The following is a 21,680-nucleotide window of genomic DNA, read 5'->3' as shown; positions in this document are numbered from 1 at the left end:
GCGCCAGCAGCGTGAGAGCTTCAGCTTGCAGGGTTGTGTTGGCCGGTGCCTTTCTCTGACCGGGAGCTCGAGCGGTTTCCGCAGGGGCCGACCGCTGCACGCTGTCGGGCGGCCGCCCTGGGCCAGAGTCTCGCCTATCGGGGCCGAGCATCCTTCAAGGAAACGAGGCAAAAACCCGTCCAAGCCAAGCCGCAGTTCCACGGCCCGCATCAATCAAGATCCGGACCATCCCCGGGCCAACGACTCCTACGAGCCATCCATGGCTGGTATGTGCGCAGGTCAGCGATGCGGTGCCGATCATGCCGGATTGCCCGTCGCAGTGCACGCGTACGGCACCGCAGGCATCGAGGCGGCTGTGGACGCCCGCGTGAACACCATCGGGCACTGCACCTGGATGGCCGAAAGCGGCGGCGGGTTCGACCTCCGGGAAAACCTCGTAGCCAAGATCAAGGCCGAAGGAATCTACGTGGGCACGGCCACCAGCCCCAACCGGCGCGGGCTCGCCGAAAAGGTCGGCGAAGAGAAGCCGAGGAACTGTCCACTTCCATGCGCTGGATGGCACAGCTCGAAGTGCCAATGCTCGCGGGTACGGACGCCGGTGTACCGCGGGCCATGTTCGACAAGCTGGTCAACACCCTGGAGTTCTACCAGTACCTGGGTATCTCCAACGAGAAGACCATCGACATGGCCACTACCGACGCGGCTCGCGCACTGGGCATCGCATCCGAGACGGGTCGACTGGCGGCGGGGTACCGAGCCGACATCCTCGCAGTGGATGGCAACCCACTCGAAGACCTTGACGCTCTGCGCATCGTGCGACTCGTCATGGCATCAGGTCGTCACGAATAGGTGCGAGACCACCGCATCGTCTGGTGCCGCGTCGCTTCGGCTGTCGAGAATGCTCGAGTTCCTCGACGCGCGTTGGCCAGGCCCAGGGCGGAGAGCTCGCTCACCCGAACTTCCCGCAGATCCTGTGTCAGGACGAGATCACCTGCGCGAGACCGTCGCCGTCCAACGCCGCCTGCACCGAACCAAGTTCGAGCAGCAGATTACCCTGAAGGAGTTCGGCTTCACCGCCTCCTCCAGCTCCCCGCAGCACAGATCCGCCCCTTCCGCTGGGCTCCACGCCAGCGGGTCCGTAGTACTCGCCTAGGCGGTGTCTTCAAACGCGCGTACGTGCTGAACGTGTCGAACATATTCCTTTGACTGAGGAAGGGCCGGGGCACGAGACTGTCGTCCTGGTCGGGATCAACGGCATACGTGGGACGGTGTGCGGTGGCTGGCTCGGACATGGCCCGTGACCTGCAAGTCAAGGAGACCTCGTCTGATCCGTCGCTGTGGACAGTGGACTTCCGGCTGTTCTTCACCGCCCGCACCACCTCTCTGCTGGGCGACGCGATGCTCCCCGTCGCGATCACGGCCGCCGTGATCCGGGCGGGATACGGGGTGAGTGGGGTGGGCTATGCGCTCGCCGCGCTCGTAGCGCCGTTCGCAGCACTGATTATCTTTGGCGGGGTGATGTCCGACCGCTTCGGCGCCCGGCGGCTGATGGTTGTCTCGGACACGGCTCGGCTGTGCTCTCAGGTGGTGCTCGCGCTGCTGTTCCTGCTGGGTACGCCACGGCTGTGGAAGATCCTGGTGCTGCTGGCCCTGGTCGGGGCGGGCAGCGCCCTCTTCCAGCCGGGAGTCGCCAGCATCACCCCACGCATAGCCCAGGACGTGCAGAAGGCCAACGGCACCCTCCGCATCTCAGAGTCCGTCACCGCCGTGATTGGTCCGTCGCTGGCCGGCCTGCTGCTGGCGGTCTCCTCACCGGCAACGGTGGTCGCCCTCGACGCCTTGACCTACGGGGTCAGCGGCGCCTGCCTACTCCTGCTCCGCTCGGTCCCCATGGGCCCGGCCGCGCGAGACGGTAATTCGTCGTTCCGGGCCGATCTCGTCGAGGGGTGGCGGGAGTTCCGGGCCAGGACCTGGCTGTGGAGCGTCATCGTCGTCTTCATGCTCTGGCAGCTGGCCGGCGCCGGCCCCACCATGACCCTCGGCAACAGCACACTCGTCACCAACTACGGAGCATCGACGTTCGGCTTGGTCATGTCGTCCCTCGGGGCGGGAAGTGTGCTGGGCGGGATCGTCGCGATCAGGCTCCGCCCGCGGCATCCGCTCCGGGCCGGCGCCCTCTCCATGATCCTTTGGGCCTTCATGCCGTTGGGGGTCGCTCTCGGCCTTCCCGCGCCACTCATCGCCGCGTGCTACGGGGTGAGCGGCGTGGGCATGGCGTTCTGGATCGTCATGTTCCACACGAGCGTGCAGACGCACATCCCGCAGGACGTCCTTGGCAGGGTGCACGCATACGACGCCGCCGGCTCGCTGGTGATGAAGCCAGTCGGGCAGGCCGTGGCAGGTCCGCTCGCGGTCGTCACGGGGACGGTGCCCCTGCTGTGCCTGTCCGCATCGACTGCGCTCGTCGCCTGCGCCCTGCTGCTGACAATCCCGGCCGTGCGCGGCCTGAAGCGCGTAGAGGGCTAAGGCCTGTCCCTAAACTACGGACGTGTGGGATCTGACGCGTCGAACGGGCTCAGAACGACGTGCTGGAGGCGCGGACACTGAGGCTTGCCAGTTGGCCGGAGTGCTCGCCATCCGCGCGGCCCGGGGCGAGGCCGGGCATACCCCGGGGCAGGACCTGCGCCTGACCGACCCGGAGGGCGCAGCCACTGCTCTCACCACTCTGGGCTGGCAATTCGCGGGCGACTTGCTGAGCGGTGATGACGAAAACTCCCATGGCCGTTACGGTGCCGAACCTGGCCGAGGAACTGCCGCTCAGCGGGACGGCGCGGTCGCGGGCTTCGGCCTGGATGACCCGCATGCTCGCCGCGACACCGCTCACGGACTCCTCCCCCGCGGCGCGGCTGACGGCACTGTTCCTGGCCGCCCACAGCTCGAACAATGATCGCGGCCTACCTACAGCTGGAGCTGGCCCGCGCGCAGCGTCGTCTCGCCATGGCCGAGCAACGGGAGCACGAGCAGCAGTTCACGCGTCAAGCTACCGCCCGCTCCGCGAAGCCGGCCTGGACGGTGCAGGTGACGCTGGGCGCCGAACCGCGCTGCTCGAAGGGTTGGGCAGCAATGCCCTGGGGTCGCTCGTGGCCCTGCTTGCCGGCGCAGCCATGCTGCTCGGCGTGTTCGTCGGCCTCGCCCGTCTTCTGAGGATCCACGAGTTCAGCGTCATGGTGGCCATGATTCGCGGACGCCTCGGACGCTGAAAGGCGTCGGCGCCTGAGTCCAGTTGCCGCCCCGTTACGAGCGCGCTGGGCGTCGCGCACGGATTCCTCCAGCGCGGCCATCAGGTCGACCGGCGGCTGCGGATCAATCGGGGGCGCCGCCTGTCCCCCAGCGGCGAGGGTGTCCACGAGGAGGTTCAGCGCCTGGGCGTAGTCGTCGTGCAGCTCGGTGATGTCTTCTTTCCCCTGCTCACACACCCGCCGGTGGCGAACCCGCCCTCCGGCGGCCTGGTGAATCTCCCGGAGCCGTACAGAACGCTCCTCGGTCGCCGAGCACAGGCGGACCGGCAGGACGACCTTCTCTGAACTTTGGAGGTGTTCCGCCCGCTTCGCCTGCCGCCTCAGTACTGTGACTTCGCATGACCGACACCGAGATCGAGATCACCGCATACCTGGTCCGCGACCTGCTGCAGGAGCAACATCCAGACCTTGCGGGGCTGGCCATCCGCGAGGTGGCGGGCGGCTGGGGCAACCAAATGTGGCGTCTCGGGGACGAGTTGGCCGTGCGCATGCAGCGGATGGACCCTACCCCCGAGCTCCAGCTCAAGGAGCGGCGGTGGCTACCCGTGCTGGCTCCGCGCCTGCCGCTCCCGGTGCCGACCCCGGTGCGGTTTGGCGAACCGTCCGAGCGCTTCCCCAAGCACTGGACCGTGATGACGTGGGTTCCTGGCGAGCCGCTGGACCACGGCTCGATCAGCCGCGGCGCCCACGCGGCCGACACGCTGGCGGGTTTCCTTCGGGCGCTCCATGTGGAGGCGCCCGCCGAGGCGCCGATCGCTACGGACCGCGGTGCCCATCCCAGGAACTGCGCGGACGGCTTCGAGGACTTCTTCCAGGCCGTTGCCCCCGACGACATCGCTGCCGACGTCCGGGCCGTCTGGGACGACGCCGTGGCGGCCGACGCGTGGGAGGGCCCGCCGGTGTGGGTGCACGGCGACCTGCATCCCGCGAACGTCGTCGTCTCGGACGGAACGCTCTCGGGCATCGTCGACTTCGGTGACATGTTCGCCGGCGATCCGGCGTGGGACCTCGCCGCCGCATGGGTGCTGCTACCCGCGGACACGGCCTCACGGTTCTTCGACATGTACGCGCATGCAGACGAGGCGGCGATCCGGCGCGCCCGCGGGCTGGCCGCTATGAAGAGCCTCTTCCTGATGCTCATGGGGCAGAACGGAGATCGGGGCCTTCCCGGCGGCAAGCCGAACTGGGGACCTGTAGGCCGGGCGGCGCTTGATCGTGTTCTGAAGGGTGTTTGACGCACGCTTCTTTGAGCTGGCGGAGCTTCTCCTCGGCGCCGGCCAGGCTGACCTGGAGACCTTCGACCTCGCCGAGCCGGCCTTCCGTCTCGGCTTCGGCGATTCGGGCGATCAAGTTGTCGCGGATCTCGGCAAGCCGTGCCCGTTGGGCGGGGTCAGGCCGGAGGAGCGAGCATCTGACGCAAGCGTGCTCATGAATGCATGGGGTCCCGAAGGCGCGTGCGCAGGTGCCGATGGACACCTGGCGTTTCTCGAAGTGCCCGAGGAAGGCGTCCCACTCCTCTTCAGTCGGGATCCGGTACTCCTCGCTGGGGCGGGCGGATCGACGGCGGCCGATGAACGCCCGGTGGGCCTCGATCGTTTCGGCGGGATAGACCGCTGATGGTGGAGCCGGGCATGGGAACCGCCGGAATGCCTCGGTCACGCCGAAGGCTCCTCTCAAGTTCGGCGCGCAAGACGTAGTCCAGATCTCTCCTACGGGAGCGCCGCGACCACAGTGCCTACCAGGCCCGACGATCCCGGCCGCCACCAGGCTGTTGAGGGACAAGAAGAAGGTGTTGGTGAGATTGCGGCGGGCGGAAGGGTGCGGCTCTTCCGGAGTGAGGCGGGACAGTTCGGAGCGGGGCGATGCACCGGGAATGCCGCGCGATGGTTCGTGGACGGTGCGGGCGGAGGGGCTTGCGCGGGCGCTGTCGCGCTCTTCTCAGCTCTCCAAGGCGATCAGTCCGTCCCTCGACCCGATGACGAGCAAGCTGTCCATGGTCAGGAGCGCATTGATCGGAGCACCGACAGGGAGCGCGTGCACAAGCCCGCCCGTCTCTGCCTCCCAGAGGCGAAGCACGCCATCGTGGCCGCCGGTCGCCAGGACCGGCCGGCCTTCGCGCGTGAGGTGCGAACAAGCCTGTCTGGTTGTGGTGGTGGGGCACCGGCGCCACTGCCGAGGAAGTCGACCGCTGCCGACCCGTCTTGTCCGACGAATCGGCAGACGATTAACCGGCGCGGGGCGCGGAAGACCTGTGAATGGTTCGCGCACGACGCCCCCTTGCTCCCGAATCCGCTCGACGCCCGTCCGCCCGGAGGGGAACAGAACTACCCGATCCTCGATGACGCCCCACGAGCGGACTCCAACAGGCCCGAGGGCGACGGGCGGAGCAGGCAGTACCGTCCCGCAAGAGAACCCGTCTCGGCCGCCGGTCGGCGAAATCTGATGTTCAAATGTCTGATGTTTGACTGTATGCTGTCTCCATGAAACCCATCAGTACACCGCGGAGGACGGCAAGCCTGTCCGCGCAGCTCGTGGACAGTCTCCGCTCGCACATTGAGGCAGGTGGATGGCCGGTGGGAACGCGCATCCCGCCGGAGCAGTCCCTCATCGAGGAGCTCGGGGTCGGGCGCAGCACGCTACGGGAGGCACTCGGTGCGCTCGTGCATCTGGGCCTGTTGGAAGCTCGCATCGGGGACGGCACCTACGTCCGCGCGTCGAGTGAACTCCAGTCGGTCATGGTGCGGCGAGCGAGTTCCGCGCAGCGGGACAACGTTCTCGAACTGCGCACCGTCCTCGAGGAGTACGCCTCAGGGGCCGCCGCCCTGCGTCGCAGCGAGGACCAACTGCACGAACTGCGAGAGCTGCTGGCCGACGCCGACGCTGCCTGCGCCGGTGAGGACATGTCCACAGCCGGCAGTGTCGACGCGTTGTTCCACCGGGCCGTCGTCCGGGCGAGCGGAAACGACCTCCTGATCGAGGTGTACGACTACCTCGGTACGGCTCTCACCTCCGCCCTGGGGGGGCTCCCCTGGGACGCCGCCGGCGCCGAGAAGCATGCCGGCCTGCACAGGCGACTCGTCAACGCGATCGAAGCCCAGGACGAGAGCGGCGCCCGCGACGCGGCGGCTGCGATCGTCCAGCTCACCCGCGACCACGAGGCCGATGCACCACGCGTGACGGAGGGACAGTGAGTCCGCAGTTGTCTTCGTTATCGGCTACCTCGTAGCGACGGCCGGCCCCTCCTCCTCGGCGTCCTGCACACGACACCACGAGCGGCTGGACACGTCCGCTCATGTTCCTGGTTGTCCCCCTCAGCCTTGCCATTGCAGGTGCCGGGCCGGCGCAGAGCGAAACCGCCAACTGCTTTGTCTCCCCCACAGATAAGCATGCACCACCAGGCCGGCGGCTACCGGCCCCATCGGCAGCCGATCGCCCACCAGCGACAGGCCGCACCGCCCGGCGGGGTCAGCGCTCCACTACGGCCCACAGGATCAGCTCGGCCTGGATTGCGGACGCGCCACAAGGTGGCGAGGTCATTGACGCTGACCTCGACGCGTCGCTCCACACCCTCGTTCGCCCGAGCCAGAGCCATGCGTCCGGCCCCGCCCCTTCAGGCTCTGTGCCGTCCCCACCCCCGCCTCCCCTCGCCCGAAAAGTGAAGATCCCTCCAGATGAACGGGCCTTCAAGGCCACAGAGGAGACCACCCATGACCGGCTTACAACCCCCAACTGACAAGTTCAGCGCACGTACCGCTCAGCGCAGCGCTCACCTGTATGCGACAGATCCGCAGTTCCGCGGCGCCGCACCCCTGGACGCCGTCACCGAGGCGATCCGGCGGCCGGGCCTACCACTCGCCGACCTCGTGGCCACGGTGATGGAAGGGTACGCGGACCGCCGCGCCCTCGGCGAGCGTGCCACGGAGCCGGTGACCGACCCGCATACGGGCCGCACCACGCTGCGCCTCCTGGAGCGGTTCGACACGATCACCTACGGCGAACTGTGGGAACGTGTGGGCGCGGTGGCCGCCGAGTGGCGACACCACCCCAACCATGCCGTGGGCCCGGGTGACTTCGTCACGGTTCTCGGTCCCACGAGCGCCGAGTTCACCATCGTGGACCTGGCCTGCGTCCGTTCCGGTGCGGTGAGCGTTCCGCTCCAGGCCGGGGCCTCGGCGGAGCACCTGGCTCCCATCGTCGCGCAGACCGGACCGCGCCTGCTCGCGGTGGATGTGACCCACCTCGAGGTCGCGCTCCAGGTCGCGGCAGATGCCCCATCGCTGCGCAGGATCGTCGTTCTCGGCCACCATCCAGAGGTCACTACTCATCACGAGAAGCTGGACTCCGCGCGCGGCCAACTCGCGGCGCAGGGCCGAGGCGTCACCCTGGACACGCTGGCGTCCCTCATCCAGCGAGGAAGGACTCTGCCGCCGGCTCCCCGGAGCCCCGAGGCATCAACAGCCGACGCGCTCAGCGCGCTGATCTACACCTCGGGAAGTACGGGCACCCCCAAGGGCGCCATGTACACCGAGCGTCTTGTCCGGCAGTTCTGGGTCGACTTCGTGCCTGGCCAGGAGAGGCGGCCGTCGATCGTGCTCAACTACATGCCCCTGAGCCACATGGTGGGACGAGGTGTGCTGTTCGGCACGCTTGCCAAGGGAGGCATCGCCTACTTCGTGGCGTCGAGCGACCTGTCGACCCTCTTCGAGGACCTCTCGCTGGTCCGCCCCACCGAGTTCCTCATGGTGCCCCGCATCTGCGACATGCTCTTCCGGCGCCACCAGAGTGAGTTGACCCGCCGAAACGACGTGGGCGCGGGAGGCGACGCGGCCGCGCAGGCGGACCGCGTGAAGGAGGAGCTGCGGGAGAAGACCCTGGGCGGCCGCCTCCTGTGGGCCGTCAGCGCCTCGGCCCCGCTGAGCGCGGAGATGAGGACGTTCGTCGAGAGCTGCTTGGACGTCAAGATGCTCGACGGTTACGGATCGACGGAAGCCGGCATTCTCTCGCTCGACGGCCGGGTCCTGCGCCCGCCGGTGACCGACCAGAAACTGGCGGACGTGCCCGAGCTGGGATACTTCGGCACCGACTCGCCGCACCCCAGGGGCGAGCTGCTGATCAAGTCCGACCGGCTCGTTCCCGGCTACTTCCAGCGACCGGATGCCACCGCCGAGGTCTTCGACGAGGACGGCTTCTACCGCACGGGCGACATCATGGCCCGCACCGGTCCCGACGAGTTGGTGTACGTCGACCGCCGCTCCCACGTCCTCAAGCTGTCCCAGGGCGAGTTCGTGGCCACTTCCCGTCTGGAAGCCCTCTTCACGGGCAGTGCGGTCGTCCGGCAGGTCTTCGTGTACGGCAACAGTGCTCGTGCCTACCTGCTCGCGGTCATCGTGCCCACACAGGACGCCCTCGACCGCGCCGGCGAGGACACCCAGCACCTCAGGTCCATCCTGCGCGAGTCCCTGCAACGCCTCGCCACCGAGGCGGGCCTCAACTCGTACGAGATCCCACGCGACTTCCTCATCGAGACCGAGCCGTTCAGCCGGCAGAACGGGCTGCTCTCCGGAATGCGCAAGCTGCTGCGCCCCGCGTTGATGAAGCGCTACGGCGAGCGCCTCGAAGCGCTGTACACCGAGCTGACCGAGCGCGAGACCGACGAACTCCAGGCACTGCGCCAGGCCGGCCCGCCCCGGCCCGTACGGGAAACCGTGTTCCGGGCGGCCCGAGCGCTTCTCGGACACCAACAGGGCGACGTGAAGCCCGGCACCCGTTTCCTCGAACTCGGCGGTGACAGCCTCTCCGCGCTGTCGTTCTCCCAGCTGCTGAAGGAAATCTTCCACGTCGACGTCCCGGTCAATGTCATCGTCAACCCGGTCCACACGCTCCAGCAGGTGGCCGACCACATCGAGAAGGTCCTTGCGTCGGGGCACCAGCGCCCGACCGCCGACAGCGTCCACGGACCGAGCGCGACGCGGCTCGTGGCGGACGACCTGACGCTGGAGGCGTTCCTCGACACGGAGACCATGGCGAGGAGCGGCAGACCGACCGGTCCGCTGCCCGAGGCACGGACCGTCCTGCTGACCGGCGCCAACGGCTACCTGGGCCGCTTCCTGTGTCTCGAATGGCTGGAGCGGGTCGCAGAGCGCGGTGGCACTCTGGTGTGCGTGGTCCGTGGCCGCACCGGCGAGCTTGCCCGGGCACGGCTCGACGCGGCCTTCGACAGCGGCGACCCGGAACTCCTCCGGCACTACCACGACCTGGCCGCCGAGCACCTGGAGGTGGTCGCCGGCGACGTCGGGGACGCCGACCTCGGGCTCGACAAGGAGACCTGGCAGCGGCTGGCCGACACCGTGGACCTGATCGTTCACCCGGCGGCACTCGTCAACCATGTCCTGCCGTACGACCAGCTGTTCGGCCCCAACGTGCTGGGTACGGCCGAACTGATCCGGCTCGCGGTCACCTCCCGTGTCAAGCAGTTCACCTACCTGTCGACGGTCGCCGTAGTCTTCGGGTCCGAGGCCGCGGCCGATGAGGCGGCGGACATCCGCACGGCCTGTGGGGCGCGCGACCTCGACAGCAGCTACGCGAACGGGTACGCAGCCAGCAAGTGGGCGGGCGAGGTGCTTCTGCGCGAGGCGCACGACACGTTCGGCCTGCCGGTCACCGTGTTCCGCTCCAACCTGATCCTCGCCCACCCACGCTACCGGGGCCAGCTGAACATCCAGGACATCTTCACCCGCCTCGTGCTGAGCCTGCTGGCAACAGGAATCGCCCCAGGCAGTTTCTACGCCCGGGGCACCGGCGACGGCAGCGGGCACTACGACGCACTCCCCGTGGATTTCACAGCACAGGCCATCGCCTCGCTGGGCGACAGCGCACGGAAGGGGTACCGGACCTTCAACGTCGTGAACCCCCACGAGGACGGAATCTCACTCGACACGTTCGTCGACTGGCTGGTGGCAGCCGGACACCCGCTGACGCGCATCCACGACTACGACGAGTGGCTCGACCGCTTCGAGACCGCCCTGCGCGGCCTGCCCGACCGCCAACGGCAACATTCGCTGCTCCCCCTGCTGCACGCCTTCGCAAAGCCGGAGAAGCCCCTGTCCGGCTCTGCCCTGCCGACGGACCAATTCCGCGCGGAAGTACGGGCCGCCGCCCTCACCAAGGAAAACGACATCCCCCATCTGTCGCAGGACCTGATCACCAAGTACGTGGCGGACCTTCGGTCACAGCGCCTGCTGTGACCGAGCCCAATCGGACGATCAGCACAGGGCACGCCGCTTCGGAGCGGAGGCCTGAGTCCCCGCCGGCCGGGGCGAGTGACTGGCAGGAATGGGGCGCCTGGCCTTGATCTGGCGAGGCAGGCTTTTCACGGGTTCCGCAAGGCGTACACCTGGGACGGCAGGGCGGTTTCGTCCTCGGCGGGCCGGTCGGATGTGCCGGTGCGGGGGAACCCGGCTTGGGCCAGGTAGCGGCCGGACACCGGGTTGGCGGGTGGTACAAGGACTCCATCGCTCGCACTCGACCGAGGACCGGGCCTGGGTCGATCGGTCGGCAGGATGCCCGTTGCCGACCCCCTCATCCGGCGCCCCGGCCAACTGACCTCTCGCTGCACAGGGTTGCGGGCAGCTTCCTCGTCTCGGCGCCGTGAGGGAAACGGAACGCCGGACGGCTGCGGCAGCTGAGGTGACCAGAGTCTCTGACGCTCAAGGGGGCGCCGGCTGCTCTTGGCCTGGAGCGGGCGACGGGGGCCGCGGCAGCGTGAGCACCGTCGGGAACACCGGCGACGGTAGGGCAGTTCAGCCAGCACCGCGCCCCGACATCCAGGGTGCCGGGGCGCTCTCCCGAGAAGCGACTCGGTGTGCGGCCGTGGACAGTGGTCGTACCGGCTGCCCACGGCCGCGCTGCCGACTCACCGGACGTGCACCGTCACCACGTCAGAGGCGGGCAGGCGCACGGGATTCTGGTCGTGCGGGCTGGTCAGGCCGTACAGCACCGCACGGAACTGCCCCCTCGCCGCGGGGCACTCTCGCCCTGCGTGGTGCCCGGCCCGGTGTCCTGGGCCGGCTCCGCGCGGTCCAGTCCTTGACCGCAGAGTGACCCGATCAGCTCTGTGCGAAGTGGCTGGCTCTGCCGTCTTGCCATACCAGTCTGCCGAGCTGGGCGGCTCTTGCGCGTGGCATGAGGGTCCAGGTGCCGTCGGTGCGATGCAGGGCGGCGGAGTGCCAGGGGGTGGTCCAGACGTCGGGGGCGTCGAGGAGGCGGATGCCGAACTTGGGGGCGCCGATGGGCTGGGGGTGGATGGACAGGCGTACGGCGTGGGGGTGGTGTTCGGCGATCAGGTCACCCCAGGCGCGGCTGCGCTGGATCACGCCGTAGGCGCGTTGCCGGCATGCGCGTTGGAGGGCGGACCGGGTCCCTGCGTGGTCGGCGGTGTCCTCGGCGAGGAAGCGGGTGATGCCGCGGTAGAGGGCGAGGGCCTGGGCGTCGGCGCGGATCTCGGCACGCAGTGCGTCCAGGGTGGGGGCGTAGCGCTGGTGGACGTGTGCGCGCTTCGTGTCGTGCGGGAGGTCGCCGAGAACGTCGCGCAGGTCGAAGACGGAGAGTCTGTGAAGCCCCCATCGGGCTATGAGTGTGCGTAGTTCGTCGGCGTAGGCGTCTATGTGCTCGTCGGAGACGTGGATGAGGTCACCGAAGACGTGGCCGTCGGAGCAGATGATGACGCGGGCGCCGGGTGGGTAGATCCGCTCGATCTCGGCGCACAGGGTGTTCAGGAAGGTGAGGGAGAGACGTTCTCCCTGGTCGGGGAGGTGGCCGAGGACCTTGGCCGGGTTGGGAGACTTGCAGGGAAAGCCGGGCAAGGTGAAGACAATGGGGGCACCGCGGCCCACGAAATGAGCCATTCGGTGAATTTGGTGGGGGAATGCCTCCGCGGTCGCCGGGGCACGGTCGGTCGTGCGGTGATGGGGCAGGAGCAGTTTCAGGATCGCGGCGCCGATGCTCGTGGGGGAAGTGTCCGGCGCGGTCGTCAGTGGCATGTCATTCCTCCGGAGCGTATGAGGGCACGTCGGAATGGCGCCGTGGCGGAGGGCCAGGCGCCGGTGGTCAGTGGGCAGGTCGGCTGGGATCCGGTGAGGACACGCAGCCGGTCCCGGTCAGTCGGAGGCCGGCATCACAGGCGTCGGTCGTAGTCGACGGGCAGGTGGTTGGTACCGCGGCCGAGGACGGCGGGGATCCACTCGATGTCCTCGTCCCTGATGGCCGGCTGGAGGTTGGGCAGCCGGGTGAGCAGGGTGCCGAGGGCGATCTGGAGTTCGGTGCGGGCGAGGGCGGCGCCGGGACAGAAGTGGACACCGTGGCCGAAGGCGAGGTGGGGGTTGGGGGTGCGGTCGAGGTCGAGGGTGTCGGGGTCGGGGAAGCGACGGGGATCGCGGTTGGCCGCGCAGAGGGAGACGATCACGGAGTCGCCGGCCGGGACTTCGGTGCCGTGCAGGTCGTTGTCCTGGTCGAAGAAGCGCCAGGTGGTCAGTTCGAAGGCGCTGTCGTAGCGGAGGAGTTCCTCGACCGCACGGGGCAGGAGGTCCGGGTTGTCACGGAGGCGGGTGAGCTGGTCAGGGTGGCGGAAGAGGGCGATCAGGGCGGTGGTGATCTGGTTGGTGACCGGTTCCTGGCCGGCGACGAGGAGCTGGAAGATCATGGAGTCCAGCTCTTCCGGGGACAGTTCGCGGCGGTCGCGAGCCACCACGAGGCGGCTGAGCAGGTCGTCCTCCCAGTGCTCGCGCTTGTGGTCGACGACCTCGGCGATGTAGCTCTGTAGGCCGTGGAGGCGGGCTTCGTACCGCGGTCGTCCGGGGTCGGTGGGGCCGACCGGCTGGACGACCTTGCCCCAGTCGCGGTCGAAGCGGTCGGCCAGCTCCTGCGGGAGACCGATCACTTCGGCGAGGACCTGGAAGGGGAAGCGGGCGGCGAAGGTCGCGACCAGATCGGCGGGTCCGGTCTCGGGCAGTGCGTCGACGAGAGCGTCCGCCAGTTGCTGGAAGCGGGGGCGGAGCTGCTCGATGCGGCGTGGGGTGAAGGCGTCGGTGACGAAGCGCCGCATGCGGGTGTGCTTCGGCGCGTCCTGGTGGAGGAGGTGGGCCTGGAGCTGGGAGTGCTGGGGTTCGGGCATGATCGAGGCACGGGAGCGCCAGCGGTCATTGCCGCGGTCGTGGTTCTTGCCCAGGCGGTCGTCGTTCAACGCGGAATGTGCGGCTTCGTAGCCGGTGACGAGCCAGGCTTGTACCCCGCTGGGGAAGAGGACCCGGTGGACCGGCCCGGCCTCGCGCATCTGCTCGTACAGGGGGTACGGGTTGGCCTTGTAGGGGCAGCCCGTCAGCGGGACCGGATCGGGCAGGGGCTCGGGCCGGGGCTTCGGCTCGATGTCCGGCCGGGGTTCCTGGAGGGTCATGCGGGCTCCTCAGAGGGCGAGTTCGGGCTGGTAGTGGTCCAGCCACAGGGCGAGGTCGACGACGCGTTCGAGGCGCAGACGGTGGCCCCATTCCAACTGGTCGGGCGGCGTGTCCAGGCAGGGCTTGATGCGGGTCTCGTCGGCCAGGGCGCGGACCTGATCGACGGACAGGGCATCACGGGCCATGTCCTGTAGGCCGCGGTTGTAGTCGGGGTGGTGGGTGGCCGGGTAGTGGTTCTTGGGGCGGTGCAGCACGGAATCGGGGGCGAGCCCGGTGCCGGCCGCGCGCAGCAGGCTCTTCTCGCGGCCGTCGAAGCTCTTGAGGGCCCAGGGGGTGGTGAAGGCGTACTCCACGAGGCGGTGGTCGCAGTACGGGACGCGGACCTCCAGGCCCTGGGTCATGCTCAACCGGTCCTTGCGGTGCAGGAGTTGGCGCAGCCAGCGGGTCAGGGACAGGTGCTGCATCTCGCGTTGCCGGTGCTCGGTGGGCGTCTCGCCGTCCAGATGCGGTACGGCGGCCAGCGCGCTGCGGTAGGTGTCGTCGCGGAACTCACCGATGCGAAGGTCGAGTTCCGGGTTCAGCGGCATGGCGGCCTCGTCGCCGGTCACCAGCAGCCAGGGGAAGGTCTCGGCAGCGAGCGCCTTCGGGTTGTGGAACCAGGGGTAGCCGCCGAAGACCTCGTCCGCGGCCTCACCTGACAGGGCGACGGTGGAGTGCTTGCGGATCTCGCCGAACAGCAGGTAGAGCGAAGTGTCCATGTCGCCGACGCCGATCGGCGAGTCCCTCGCCACGACGACCGCCTTGCGGTGCTCGGGGTCGAGCAGGGCGCGCGGGTCGAGGACGACCGTGCTGTGGTCGGTGCCGATGAAGGCGCCGGCCTCGATGGAGTAGGGGGTGTCGTGGCCGGTGCGCAGGACGTCACCGGTGAACTGCGCAGCCTGGTCGCTGTAGTCGACGGCATAGGAGCGGATACGGGCGCCCGGGCCTTCGCGCAGCCGGAGTTCGTCGGCGAGCAGGGCGGTCAGGACGGTGGAGTCGATGCCGCCGGACAGCAGGCTGCACAGCGGGACGTCGGCCTCCAGCTGTCTGCGGGCGGCCGTGCCGACCAGCTCACGGAACCGCTCCACGGTCGTTTCCCGGTCGTCGTTGTGGACGTCGGCCTCCAGCTGCCAGTAGCGGCGCTCGCGGATGCCCTTGTGGTCCAGGACGAGCAGGCCACCGGGCTCGACCTCCCGCACCCCGGACCACACCGTCGGACCGGTGTTGAACAGCAGGCTGTACGCCTCCCGCAGTCCGTCGGCGTCCACGCGGGGCCGTATCTCGGGGTGGGCGAACAGTGCCTTGGGCTCGGAGGCGAAGGCCAGACCGCCGTCGACGGCCGCCCAGACCAGCGGCTTGACGCCGAGCCGGTCGCGCACCAGCACCAGCCGCTGGGCGCGCTCGTCCCAGACGGCGAAAGCGAACATGCCCTCCAGGTGGTCGGCGACGTCCTCGCCCCACTCCGCGTACGCGCGCAGCACCACCTCGGTGTCGCTGCGCGTACGGAAGGCATGTCCTCGGCCGCGCAGCTCGGCCCGCAGCTCGTGGTGGTTGTAGACCTCGCCGCTGTAGCCGAGCACGAGGGCCGGATCGTCGGGCCGGTCGGTCATCGGCTGCACCCCGCCTTCGAGATCGATGACGGCCAGGCGGCGGTGCCCGATCGCGGCCCGTTCGCCGAGCCAGACGCCGCCGGCATCGGGACCGCGTGGCGTGAGGGTGGTGGTCATGGCCTTGATGACGGGGGCCTGGGTACGGGCGTCGCCGTGAAAGGACGCCCAGCCGGTGATTCCGCACATAGGGGACCGCTCCTTGTTCAGGTATGGGCGGCGGGCGCCGCGTCGGTGGTCTTCTCGGGCGCATCGGCCCGGCGGCGGCCGGGCAGTGCCAGCAGCGGTACGGCGAGGCAGGCGCCGGTGGCTGCCAGGGCGAGCCCGGCGTGTACGCCATCACCGGGTCCGGCAAGGCCCCAGACCGCGGTGGCCAGGGCCGGGCCGAGGGTGAAACCGAGGCTGCGGGCGAATTGCACCGTGGATCCGACGGTGGCGATCCGATCCGGTGGGGCGGCACCCATGACCAGGGCCTGGGTGGGACCGCCGTTGAGGCCCATGCCTATACCGGCCAGTGCCAGCCGCCAGGCCACCTCCCACGGTGACCAGGCATTGCCCAGCGGGACGAGCAGCAGCAGACCGGCGGCCGTGAGCAAGGCCCCGATGGCCGCCACCGGCCGCGCGCCGTACCGGTCGGCCAGGCGCCCGCCGAGCGGCCCGGCCAGGCCCATGCCGAGCGGGAAGGCGAGCACCGTGAGCCCGGTGGTCGTGGCACTGACGCCGTCGTCGCGCTGGAGGTGCAGGGCGACGACGTAGTGCATGGCGGCGAATCCGGCGGCCAGGGCGAGCACCGCTCCGTGCGCCCGGGACAGTCCCGGGACCCGCAGCACGCCGATGACCGGACGACACCCCGGTCCACGCAGCCACCACCACAGCGGCGGAACGGCGGCGACCACAAGCACCAGCCACCCCGGATCGTCCGACGCCAGGGTCAGTGTCAGCAACAGCACCGCCACACCCGTGGCCACCAGCAGCGCATCCACCAGCGATCGCCGGTCGGGCCACCGCAGCCGGCCGTCCCGCGGCATCGTCCGCCACGCCACGACCAGGGCGAGCGCACAAAAGGGAATCTTGACGAGGAAGACGGAGGGCCAGCCGAAGTGATCCAGCAGCAGGCCACCCACGGCCGGTCCGGTCACCGCCCCCAGCGGCCCCAAGGTCGCAGGAACGCTCATCGCCCGCCCCCGCAGCTCCGGCCGTACCGAACGCATCGCGAGCACGGGCATCAGCACGAACAACACCGCCGCGAACGCGCCCTGCGCAAAGCGGGCGGCGATCAACCAGGCCGCCCAGGGCGCGCAAGCGGCCAGGGCACTGCACAGGCCGAAGCCTGCGATCGCTGCCGACACCGCGGAGCGCAGCCCCGCGCCGTCCAGCCACCGACCGACCGGCAAAAGCAAGGCCACCACGGGCAGTTGATACGCCAGCGCCGCCCACTGGGCGGTCGCCGCGGACACGTGCAGGCCGTCGGCGATGTCCGCAAGTGCCACGTTGACGATGTTCATGTCGAGCATCGCCACGAAGGCCAACACCCCCGCCACGGCCACCAGCAGCCAGCGATCCTCACTGACGGGTTTGCGACCGGGCTGTTCCGACCCGGAATCGTCGAGTGTCACCCTTCCCCCTCACCGACGCGGGCCGCCGGGATGGCAGCCTCGAACAAGAAGTCGGAAGGAGACGGCGGTGAGTTCCCACGCCCACCCAAAAAACATACCGATCAGAAGGAGAGCTCCCCCGCCGATCACCCGAGACGCTCAGGTCTCGCAGGGGGCGCTGGTGCCGGGCCTCGGAATCGGGACAACCGCTGCGGAACTTCGGACACCGGTCATCCGACTACTGAGGTGCCGGGCTGGACCGAACACCCCGCCCCTGCGGATCCGAACCCTCGCATCAAAGCCGCACCGACATCCAGGAGTTGTGCCATGGCCCAGAAGCAGTACCACGTCACCGGAATGAGCTGCGAGCACTGCGTGGCGAGCATCAAAGAAGAGGTCTCGGAGGTGCCCGGTGTGAGCGAGGTGGTGGTCGATCTCGCCGCGGGCGCCGTCACGGTGCACGGCGCTGACCTCGACGACGAGCGGCTGCGTGCTGCCATCGCCGAGGCCGGGTACGGCGTCGACGACTCGATCGCCGCCTGACCTTGCTGATGACGGAGGGCGGGCGGAACCACGGTTCCGCCCGCCCTCCGTCATCCGCGGCTCTCCACCGCCATGGCCGCCTCGGCGTCGGCCGGCGCCCGGTGGTCGAAGGCGATCAGCGGGTCGCCGGTCAGCGGGTGGTCGACCACGGCCGCCCGCACCCCGAAGACATCGGCCATCAGCTCAGGCGTGAGGACGTCACGCGGTCGGCCGGAGGCGACCACAGCCCCGGCGTGCAGCACGTGCAGCCGGTCGCAGACCGACGCGGCCGCGTTCAGGTCGTGCAGCGACACCAGTGTCGTACGGCACTGCGCACGCAGCAGGGCGAGCAGCTCCACCTGATGGCGGACGTCGAGATGGTTGGTCGGCTCGTCCAGCACCAGGACGTCCGGGTCCTGGGCGAACGCGCGGGCCAGCAGCACGCGTTGGCGCTCGCCCCCGGACAAGGCGGTGAAGCGGCGTCCGCCGCAGCCGTCCATGCCGACGTCGGACAGGACCTTCGCAACGATGTCCCGGTCGGTGGCATCCTCCCCGGCAAAGGCCCGCTTGTAGGGCGTGCGCCCCATCGCGACGACCTCGCGCACGGTCAGCTCGAAGTCGCTCCCCCGCTCCTGCGGCAGGGCCGCAACGTGCCGCGCCGACTGGAGCGGGGGCAACTCGCTCAGGTCGGTGCCACCCAGCAACACCCGCCCGGCGGTGGGCTTCAGGTGCCGGTAGACGGTGCGCAGGAGGCTGGACTTGCCGCTGCCGTTGGGCCCGACCAGGCCCGTGATCTCGCCCTCGACCGCCACCAGGTGGGCGCCGGCCACGACCGTACGGCCGGCATAGCCGATGTGCAGGTCCTCAATGTCGATCCTCAACTTCCGCTCCCCAGGCGCCGGTCCAGCAGATACAGGAGGGCCGGAGCCCCGATGAGCGAGGTGACGACGCCGACCGGCAGCTCCTGTGAGTCCATGGCCGTACGGCAGACAATGTCGACCACGACCATCAGCAGGGCGCCGAACAGCGCGGAGACGGGCAGGAGCCGTCGGTGATCGCCGCCGACGAGGAGCCGGCAGACGTGCGGCACCATCAGCGCGACGAAGGCGATCGCGCCGGAGACCGCGACCAGGACGCCGGTCAGCACACTGGTCACCGTGAACAACTCGCGGCGCAGGCGGGTGACGTCGATGCCGAGTCCGGCTGCTGTCTCATCCCCCATCAGCAGCGCGTTCAGCCCCCGGGCCCGCGCCTGTAGCCACAGCAGAGCCACCGGAACCGCCACCGCGGGTACCGCGAGCAACTCCCAGTTCGCCCCACTGAGGCTGCCCATGAGCCAGAACAGCACGCTGTGGGTCTGCTGCTCGTCCCCGGCCTGGAGCACGAGGTAGCTGGTGAAGCCGGAAAGGAACTGACCGATCGCCACCCCGGCCAGCACCAGCCGGAGCGGCGCGAAGCCCCCACCGCGCCGGGCGATCACCCATACGAGCGCGAAGGTGGCCAGGGCTCCGGCAAAGGCCGCACCGGACAGGCCCAACCCGAGCGCGCCGCCCGCTCCCAGGCCGAGCACGATGGCGGTGACCGCCCCGAGGGAAGCACCGTTGGAGATGCCCAGCAGGTACGGGTCGGCCAGGGGATTGCGCACCAGCGCCTGTACAGCCGTACCGACAATACCGAGACCGGCCCCGACGAGCGCCGCCAACAGGGCGCGCGGGACACGCAGTTGCCAGACGATCAGGTCGTTCGTGCCGGGACGTGGTGCCTCGCCGCCGAGCCGCCGCCACACCACGCCCCACACCTCACCGGGCGGGATGGACGTCGACCCCCAGGCCACGGCGGCCGTCAGCGCTGCCAGCAGTACCACCCCCAGGACCGCCATCAGCGGCCCGGCAGGCACGCTGCGCGCGTCCGGAGCGGCGTCCGAGGCGGTGCGGCGCAACAGTGTGGAGGCCACGCCTAGCCGACCTTGCCGGGGTAGAGGGTCTTGGCGATCTCCTTGACCGTGTCGGCGTTCCGGACGCCGGCGATGGTGGTCTGCTCGGAGCCGATGTGCAGGAAGTGGCCCTCCTTGACCGCCTTCAGGCCCTTGGTGGCCGCATTGGACTTCAGCCACTTCTCGGCGTCGTCGAACGCCTTCTCGTTCGCTGCCTCGCTGCCCCGGTTGCGGACGCCGAGCTGGATCCAGTCCGGGTTCTTCGCGATCACCTTCTCCCAGTCGACCTGCTTGTAGTCGCCGTTGCAGTCGGCGAAGACGTTGCGGGCGCCGGCCAGGGTGATCACGGCGTTGGCGACCTGGCGATTGCAGGTGACGCTGGGCTGCTTGGTACCGGCGTCGTAGTCGAAGAAGAAGTACGTCGGCCGCTTGCTCTCGGCCGTGCCGCCGACCGCCTTCTGGACGGCGTCGACCTTCTCCTTCATCCCGGCGACGAGTTCCTTCGCCTTCGCGCTCGTGCCGGTGACCGCACCGAGGGACGTGATGTCGGCCTCGACGGCGGACAGGTCGGTGACCGGACCCTTGCCCGTCGCGGCGCAAGCGGTGGACTTCAGGTAGATGTGCTTGATCCCGGCCGCCTTGAACTCCTCCTCGGTCGGCGCATCCCCCATGCCGCCACCCATGCTCCCCATCGAGGCGAAGGTGTCGATGTACAGATCGGCGCCGGAACCGAGCAGCTTCTCCTTCGGGATCACACTCCGGCTGAGCACCTTCACCTTCTGCGCCTGCCCGTCCAACTCGCCGGGCAACGCGCCCTTACCAGGCGGGAAGCCCGTGCCGATGACCTTGTCGCCCGCACCCAGGCGGAGCAGCAGCTCCAGGCTGGAGGCGTTGCTGGTGACGATCTTCTTCGAAGCTGCGGAGAAGGTGGTCTTGGCACCCATGCAGTCGGTGACGGTCGCCGGGTGGGCACCGGAGACGGCGCTCCCGTCCTTCCCCACGGTGTCCGCCGTGTCCGTCCCCCCACCGCCGCAGCCCGTCGCCAGCAGACAGCCCAGCACGACGGCCGCCGTACCGCCCCACACACGAGAACGCATCGAACAACTCCCGGATCCACTCGGCACGCGGGCGACCCTCCGTCACCCGATCCAGTAGTCGGAGCGAACCCGCTCTGAGTTCCCGCCCAGTGGAAGGCAGACCCATGACGGACGTACGGCCGCAGCCCGAGGCGCACCACATCAGCCTCGGGGTACCAGCTGTCTTCAGATGACAGCCGTCCCCGCAGGAGGCCCCCGGGAAGTGATCGCGTGGACGAGAAGGAGAAGTCGTGGCGCGTGGTCCGACTGAGGACGTCGCACGCGGACGCGAAGGCGGTCCGGGACGATGGGCGGGGCGAGCAGCAGCAGCCTCAGCGGCGCCGCCAGCCAACCGGCCACGGCTCGCAGGATGCGGAAGACGGCCTTCTCCCCGAACGCCGGCCAGAGGCCGCTGAGCAGCGCGGCGAGCAGATGGGCTGCGAGCATGCCGAACGTCGACGAGCCGCCGCCCATGGAGTGCCCCACGTGATCCGTATGGCTCATGCCCATGTGACTGATGGTCATGAGCCACAGGGGCAGGGACTCCGTCTTGATCGACGCCATGTCCATGTGCACGGCCCCCATGTCGCTCATGTCCATGGGGGCGGTGCTTCCGTTCACCGACTGGGCGAGCGAGAACGCCGAGTGCAGCGCCGTCTGCGCGGCGACCACGACCGTCACGATCAGCGGCAGCCCGCGCTCACGGCCCGCCAGGCACCAGCCCGCAGCACCGGTCACGGTCATGCCCGCGGCCAGCGCCCAGGCGGCGACCTGGCTGCCGGACATCATGACGTGCCCCAGAGCGGCGAGCAGCACACAGACGGCCGCGAACACCGCGGCCCGTACCGTGCGAGAACACCACCCTGCCGTCATGGCGCCTCATCCTCGTGTCCAGGCCCTGGTCGCCATGAGGGGGTACGGATTCACCTCGCCGACGCATTCACCTCGCCGGGTGTGATCCACACCACCGAGGTGGGCCGAAACTGACCGCGACTTTGCCACGTGCCGTCTCTCGGAGAGCAGGTCTGCGGCCGACGCCCGCCCACGCTTCTGGTCATGGCGCCCATAACCAGGCCTGCGCAACCGGCACCTGCGCAGCACTCCGGTGCCGTCGCGCCTACAGCAGTAACCGCACCGCAGTAACCGCACCGCCTCGGCAGG

The 21,680-nt window shown here is 69.4% G+C and carries 17 protein-coding genes; 7 read left to right on the top strand and 10 right to left on the bottom strand.

The window, feature by feature from the left end; translation table 11 throughout:
- Window positions 1-555 precede the first annotated feature (555 nt).
- Complete coding sequence (locus tag M8I34_RS14290; RefSeq protein ID WP_250049861.1) at window positions 556-849, top strand: amidohydrolase family protein; 294 nt, start codon at window positions 556-558, stop codon at window positions 847-849.
- Between the two features lie 426 nt (window positions 850-1,275).
- Complete coding sequence (locus M8I34_RS14285; RefSeq protein ID WP_250049859.1) at window positions 1,276-2,526, top strand: MFS transporter; 1,251 nt, start codon at window positions 1,276-1,278, stop codon at window positions 2,524-2,526.
- Between the two features lie 49 nt (window positions 2,527-2,575).
- Here M8I34_RS14285 and M8I34_RS14280 read toward each other — a convergent pair whose 3' ends face one another.
- Window positions 2,576-2,884 (bottom strand): hypothetical protein, encoded by a 309-nt coding sequence (locus M8I34_RS14280; protein ID WP_250049858.1) that lies wholly within the window; start codon window positions 2,882-2,884, stop codon window positions 2,576-2,578.
- A gap of 151 nt (window positions 2,885-3,035) precedes the next feature.
- A complete protein-coding gene (locus tag M8I34_RS14275) occupies window positions 3,036-3,476 on the bottom strand; it encodes a hypothetical protein (RefSeq protein WP_250049855.1) in 441 nt (146 codons plus the stop codon).
- Window positions 3,477-3,637: 161 nt separating this feature from the next.
- Here M8I34_RS14275 and M8I34_RS14270 point away from each other — a divergent pair, with 161 nt between their 5' ends.
- From M8I34_RS14270 to car, 4 genes are all read left to right on the top strand, one after another.
- Window positions 3,638-4,534 carry an aminoglycoside phosphotransferase family protein gene (locus M8I34_RS14270; protein ID WP_250049849.1) on the top strand — a complete coding sequence of 299 codons (897 nt, stop codon included), beginning with the start codon at window positions 3,638-3,640 and terminating at the stop codon, window positions 4,532-4,534.
- Window positions 4,527-4,916, top strand: a complete 390-nt coding sequence (locus M8I34_RS14265; protein ID WP_250049846.1) for a hypothetical protein — start codon at window positions 4,527-4,529, stop codon at window positions 4,914-4,916. Before M8I34_RS14270 ends, M8I34_RS14265 begins: the two co-directional genes overlap by 8 nt.
- A gap of 863 nt (window positions 4,917-5,779) precedes the next feature.
- Window positions 5,780-6,490 (top strand): FCD domain-containing protein, encoded by a 711-nt coding sequence (locus M8I34_RS14260; RefSeq protein WP_284050315.1) that lies wholly within the window; start codon window positions 5,780-5,782, stop codon window positions 6,488-6,490.
- Between the two features lie 516 nt (window positions 6,491-7,006).
- Window positions 7,007-10,543 (top strand): carboxylic acid reductase, encoded by a 3,537-nt coding sequence (gene car / locus M8I34_RS14255; RefSeq protein ID WP_250049838.1) that lies wholly within the window; start codon window positions 7,007-7,009, stop codon window positions 10,541-10,543.
- An 861-nt stretch (window positions 10,544-11,404) separates the two neighbouring features.
- On the opposite strand, the gene M8I34_RS14250 is transcribed toward car, so the two are convergent.
- From M8I34_RS14250 to M8I34_RS14235, 4 genes are all read right to left on the bottom strand, one after another.
- Window positions 11,405-12,337, bottom strand: coding sequence for an L-tyrosine/L-tryptophan isonitrile synthase family protein (locus M8I34_RS14250; protein WP_250049836.1), 933 nt, complete (start codon window positions 12,335-12,337; stop codon window positions 11,405-11,407).
- Between the two features lie 134 nt (window positions 12,338-12,471).
- Window positions 12,472-13,746 (bottom strand): cytochrome P450, encoded by a 1,275-nt coding sequence (locus tag M8I34_RS14245; protein ID WP_250049835.1) that lies wholly within the window; start codon window positions 13,744-13,746, stop codon window positions 12,472-12,474.
- Window positions 13,747-13,755: 9 nt separating this feature from the next.
- Window positions 13,756-15,582, bottom strand: coding sequence for an asparagine synthase (glutamine-hydrolyzing) (gene asnB / locus M8I34_RS14240; protein WP_250049831.1), 1,827 nt, complete (start codon window positions 15,580-15,582; stop codon window positions 13,756-13,758).
- Window positions 15,583-15,599: 17 nt separating this feature from the next.
- The gene (locus M8I34_RS14235) at window positions 15,600-17,009 is read right to left on the bottom strand and encodes an MFS transporter (protein WP_250049827.1); all 1,410 of its coding nucleotides are present in this window, start codon (window positions 17,007-17,009) and stop codon (window positions 15,600-15,602) included.
- A 306-nt stretch (window positions 17,010-17,315) separates the two neighbouring features.
- Between M8I34_RS14235 and M8I34_RS14230 the strand changes: the two genes are divergently transcribed.
- On the top strand, window positions 17,316-17,531 hold the full coding sequence (locus M8I34_RS14230) for a heavy-metal-associated domain-containing protein (protein WP_250049825.1): 216 nt from the start codon (window positions 17,316-17,318) through the stop codon (window positions 17,529-17,531).
- A 50-nt stretch (window positions 17,532-17,581) separates the two neighbouring features.
- Here M8I34_RS14230 and M8I34_RS14225 read toward each other — a convergent pair whose 3' ends face one another.
- The 4 genes from M8I34_RS14225 to M8I34_RS14210 form a co-directional block, all read right to left on the bottom strand.
- Window positions 17,582-18,391: an ABC transporter ATP-binding protein gene (locus M8I34_RS14225; RefSeq protein WP_250049824.1), complete on the bottom strand. Its 810-nt coding sequence runs from the start codon at window positions 18,389-18,391 to the stop codon at window positions 17,582-17,584.
- On the bottom strand, window positions 18,388-19,389 hold the full coding sequence (locus M8I34_RS14220; RefSeq protein ID WP_244420086.1) for an iron ABC transporter permease: 1,002 nt from the start codon (window positions 19,387-19,389) through the stop codon (window positions 18,388-18,390). Before M8I34_RS14220 ends, M8I34_RS14225 begins: the two co-directional genes overlap by 4 nt.
- Before the next feature lie 77 nt (window positions 19,390-19,466).
- The gene (locus M8I34_RS14215) at window positions 19,467-20,540 is read right to left on the bottom strand and encodes an ABC transporter substrate-binding protein (RefSeq protein ID WP_250049822.1); all 1,074 of its coding nucleotides are present in this window, start codon (window positions 20,538-20,540) and stop codon (window positions 19,467-19,469) included.
- 165 nt (window positions 20,541-20,705) lie between these two features.
- Entirely contained in the window at window positions 20,706-21,392 is a 687-nt protein-coding gene (locus tag M8I34_RS14210) for a hypothetical protein (RefSeq protein ID WP_250049820.1), read from the bottom strand.
- Between the last annotated feature and the right edge of the window lie 288 nt (window positions 21,393-21,680).

This window comes from Streptomyces sp. MCA2 (assembly GCF_023544705.1).
GTDB classification, from domain to species: Bacteria; Actinomycetota; Actinomycetes; order Streptomycetales; family Streptomycetaceae; genus Streptomyces; species Streptomyces decoyicus.
This window is presented reverse-complemented; position numbering and strand designations above follow the sequence as displayed.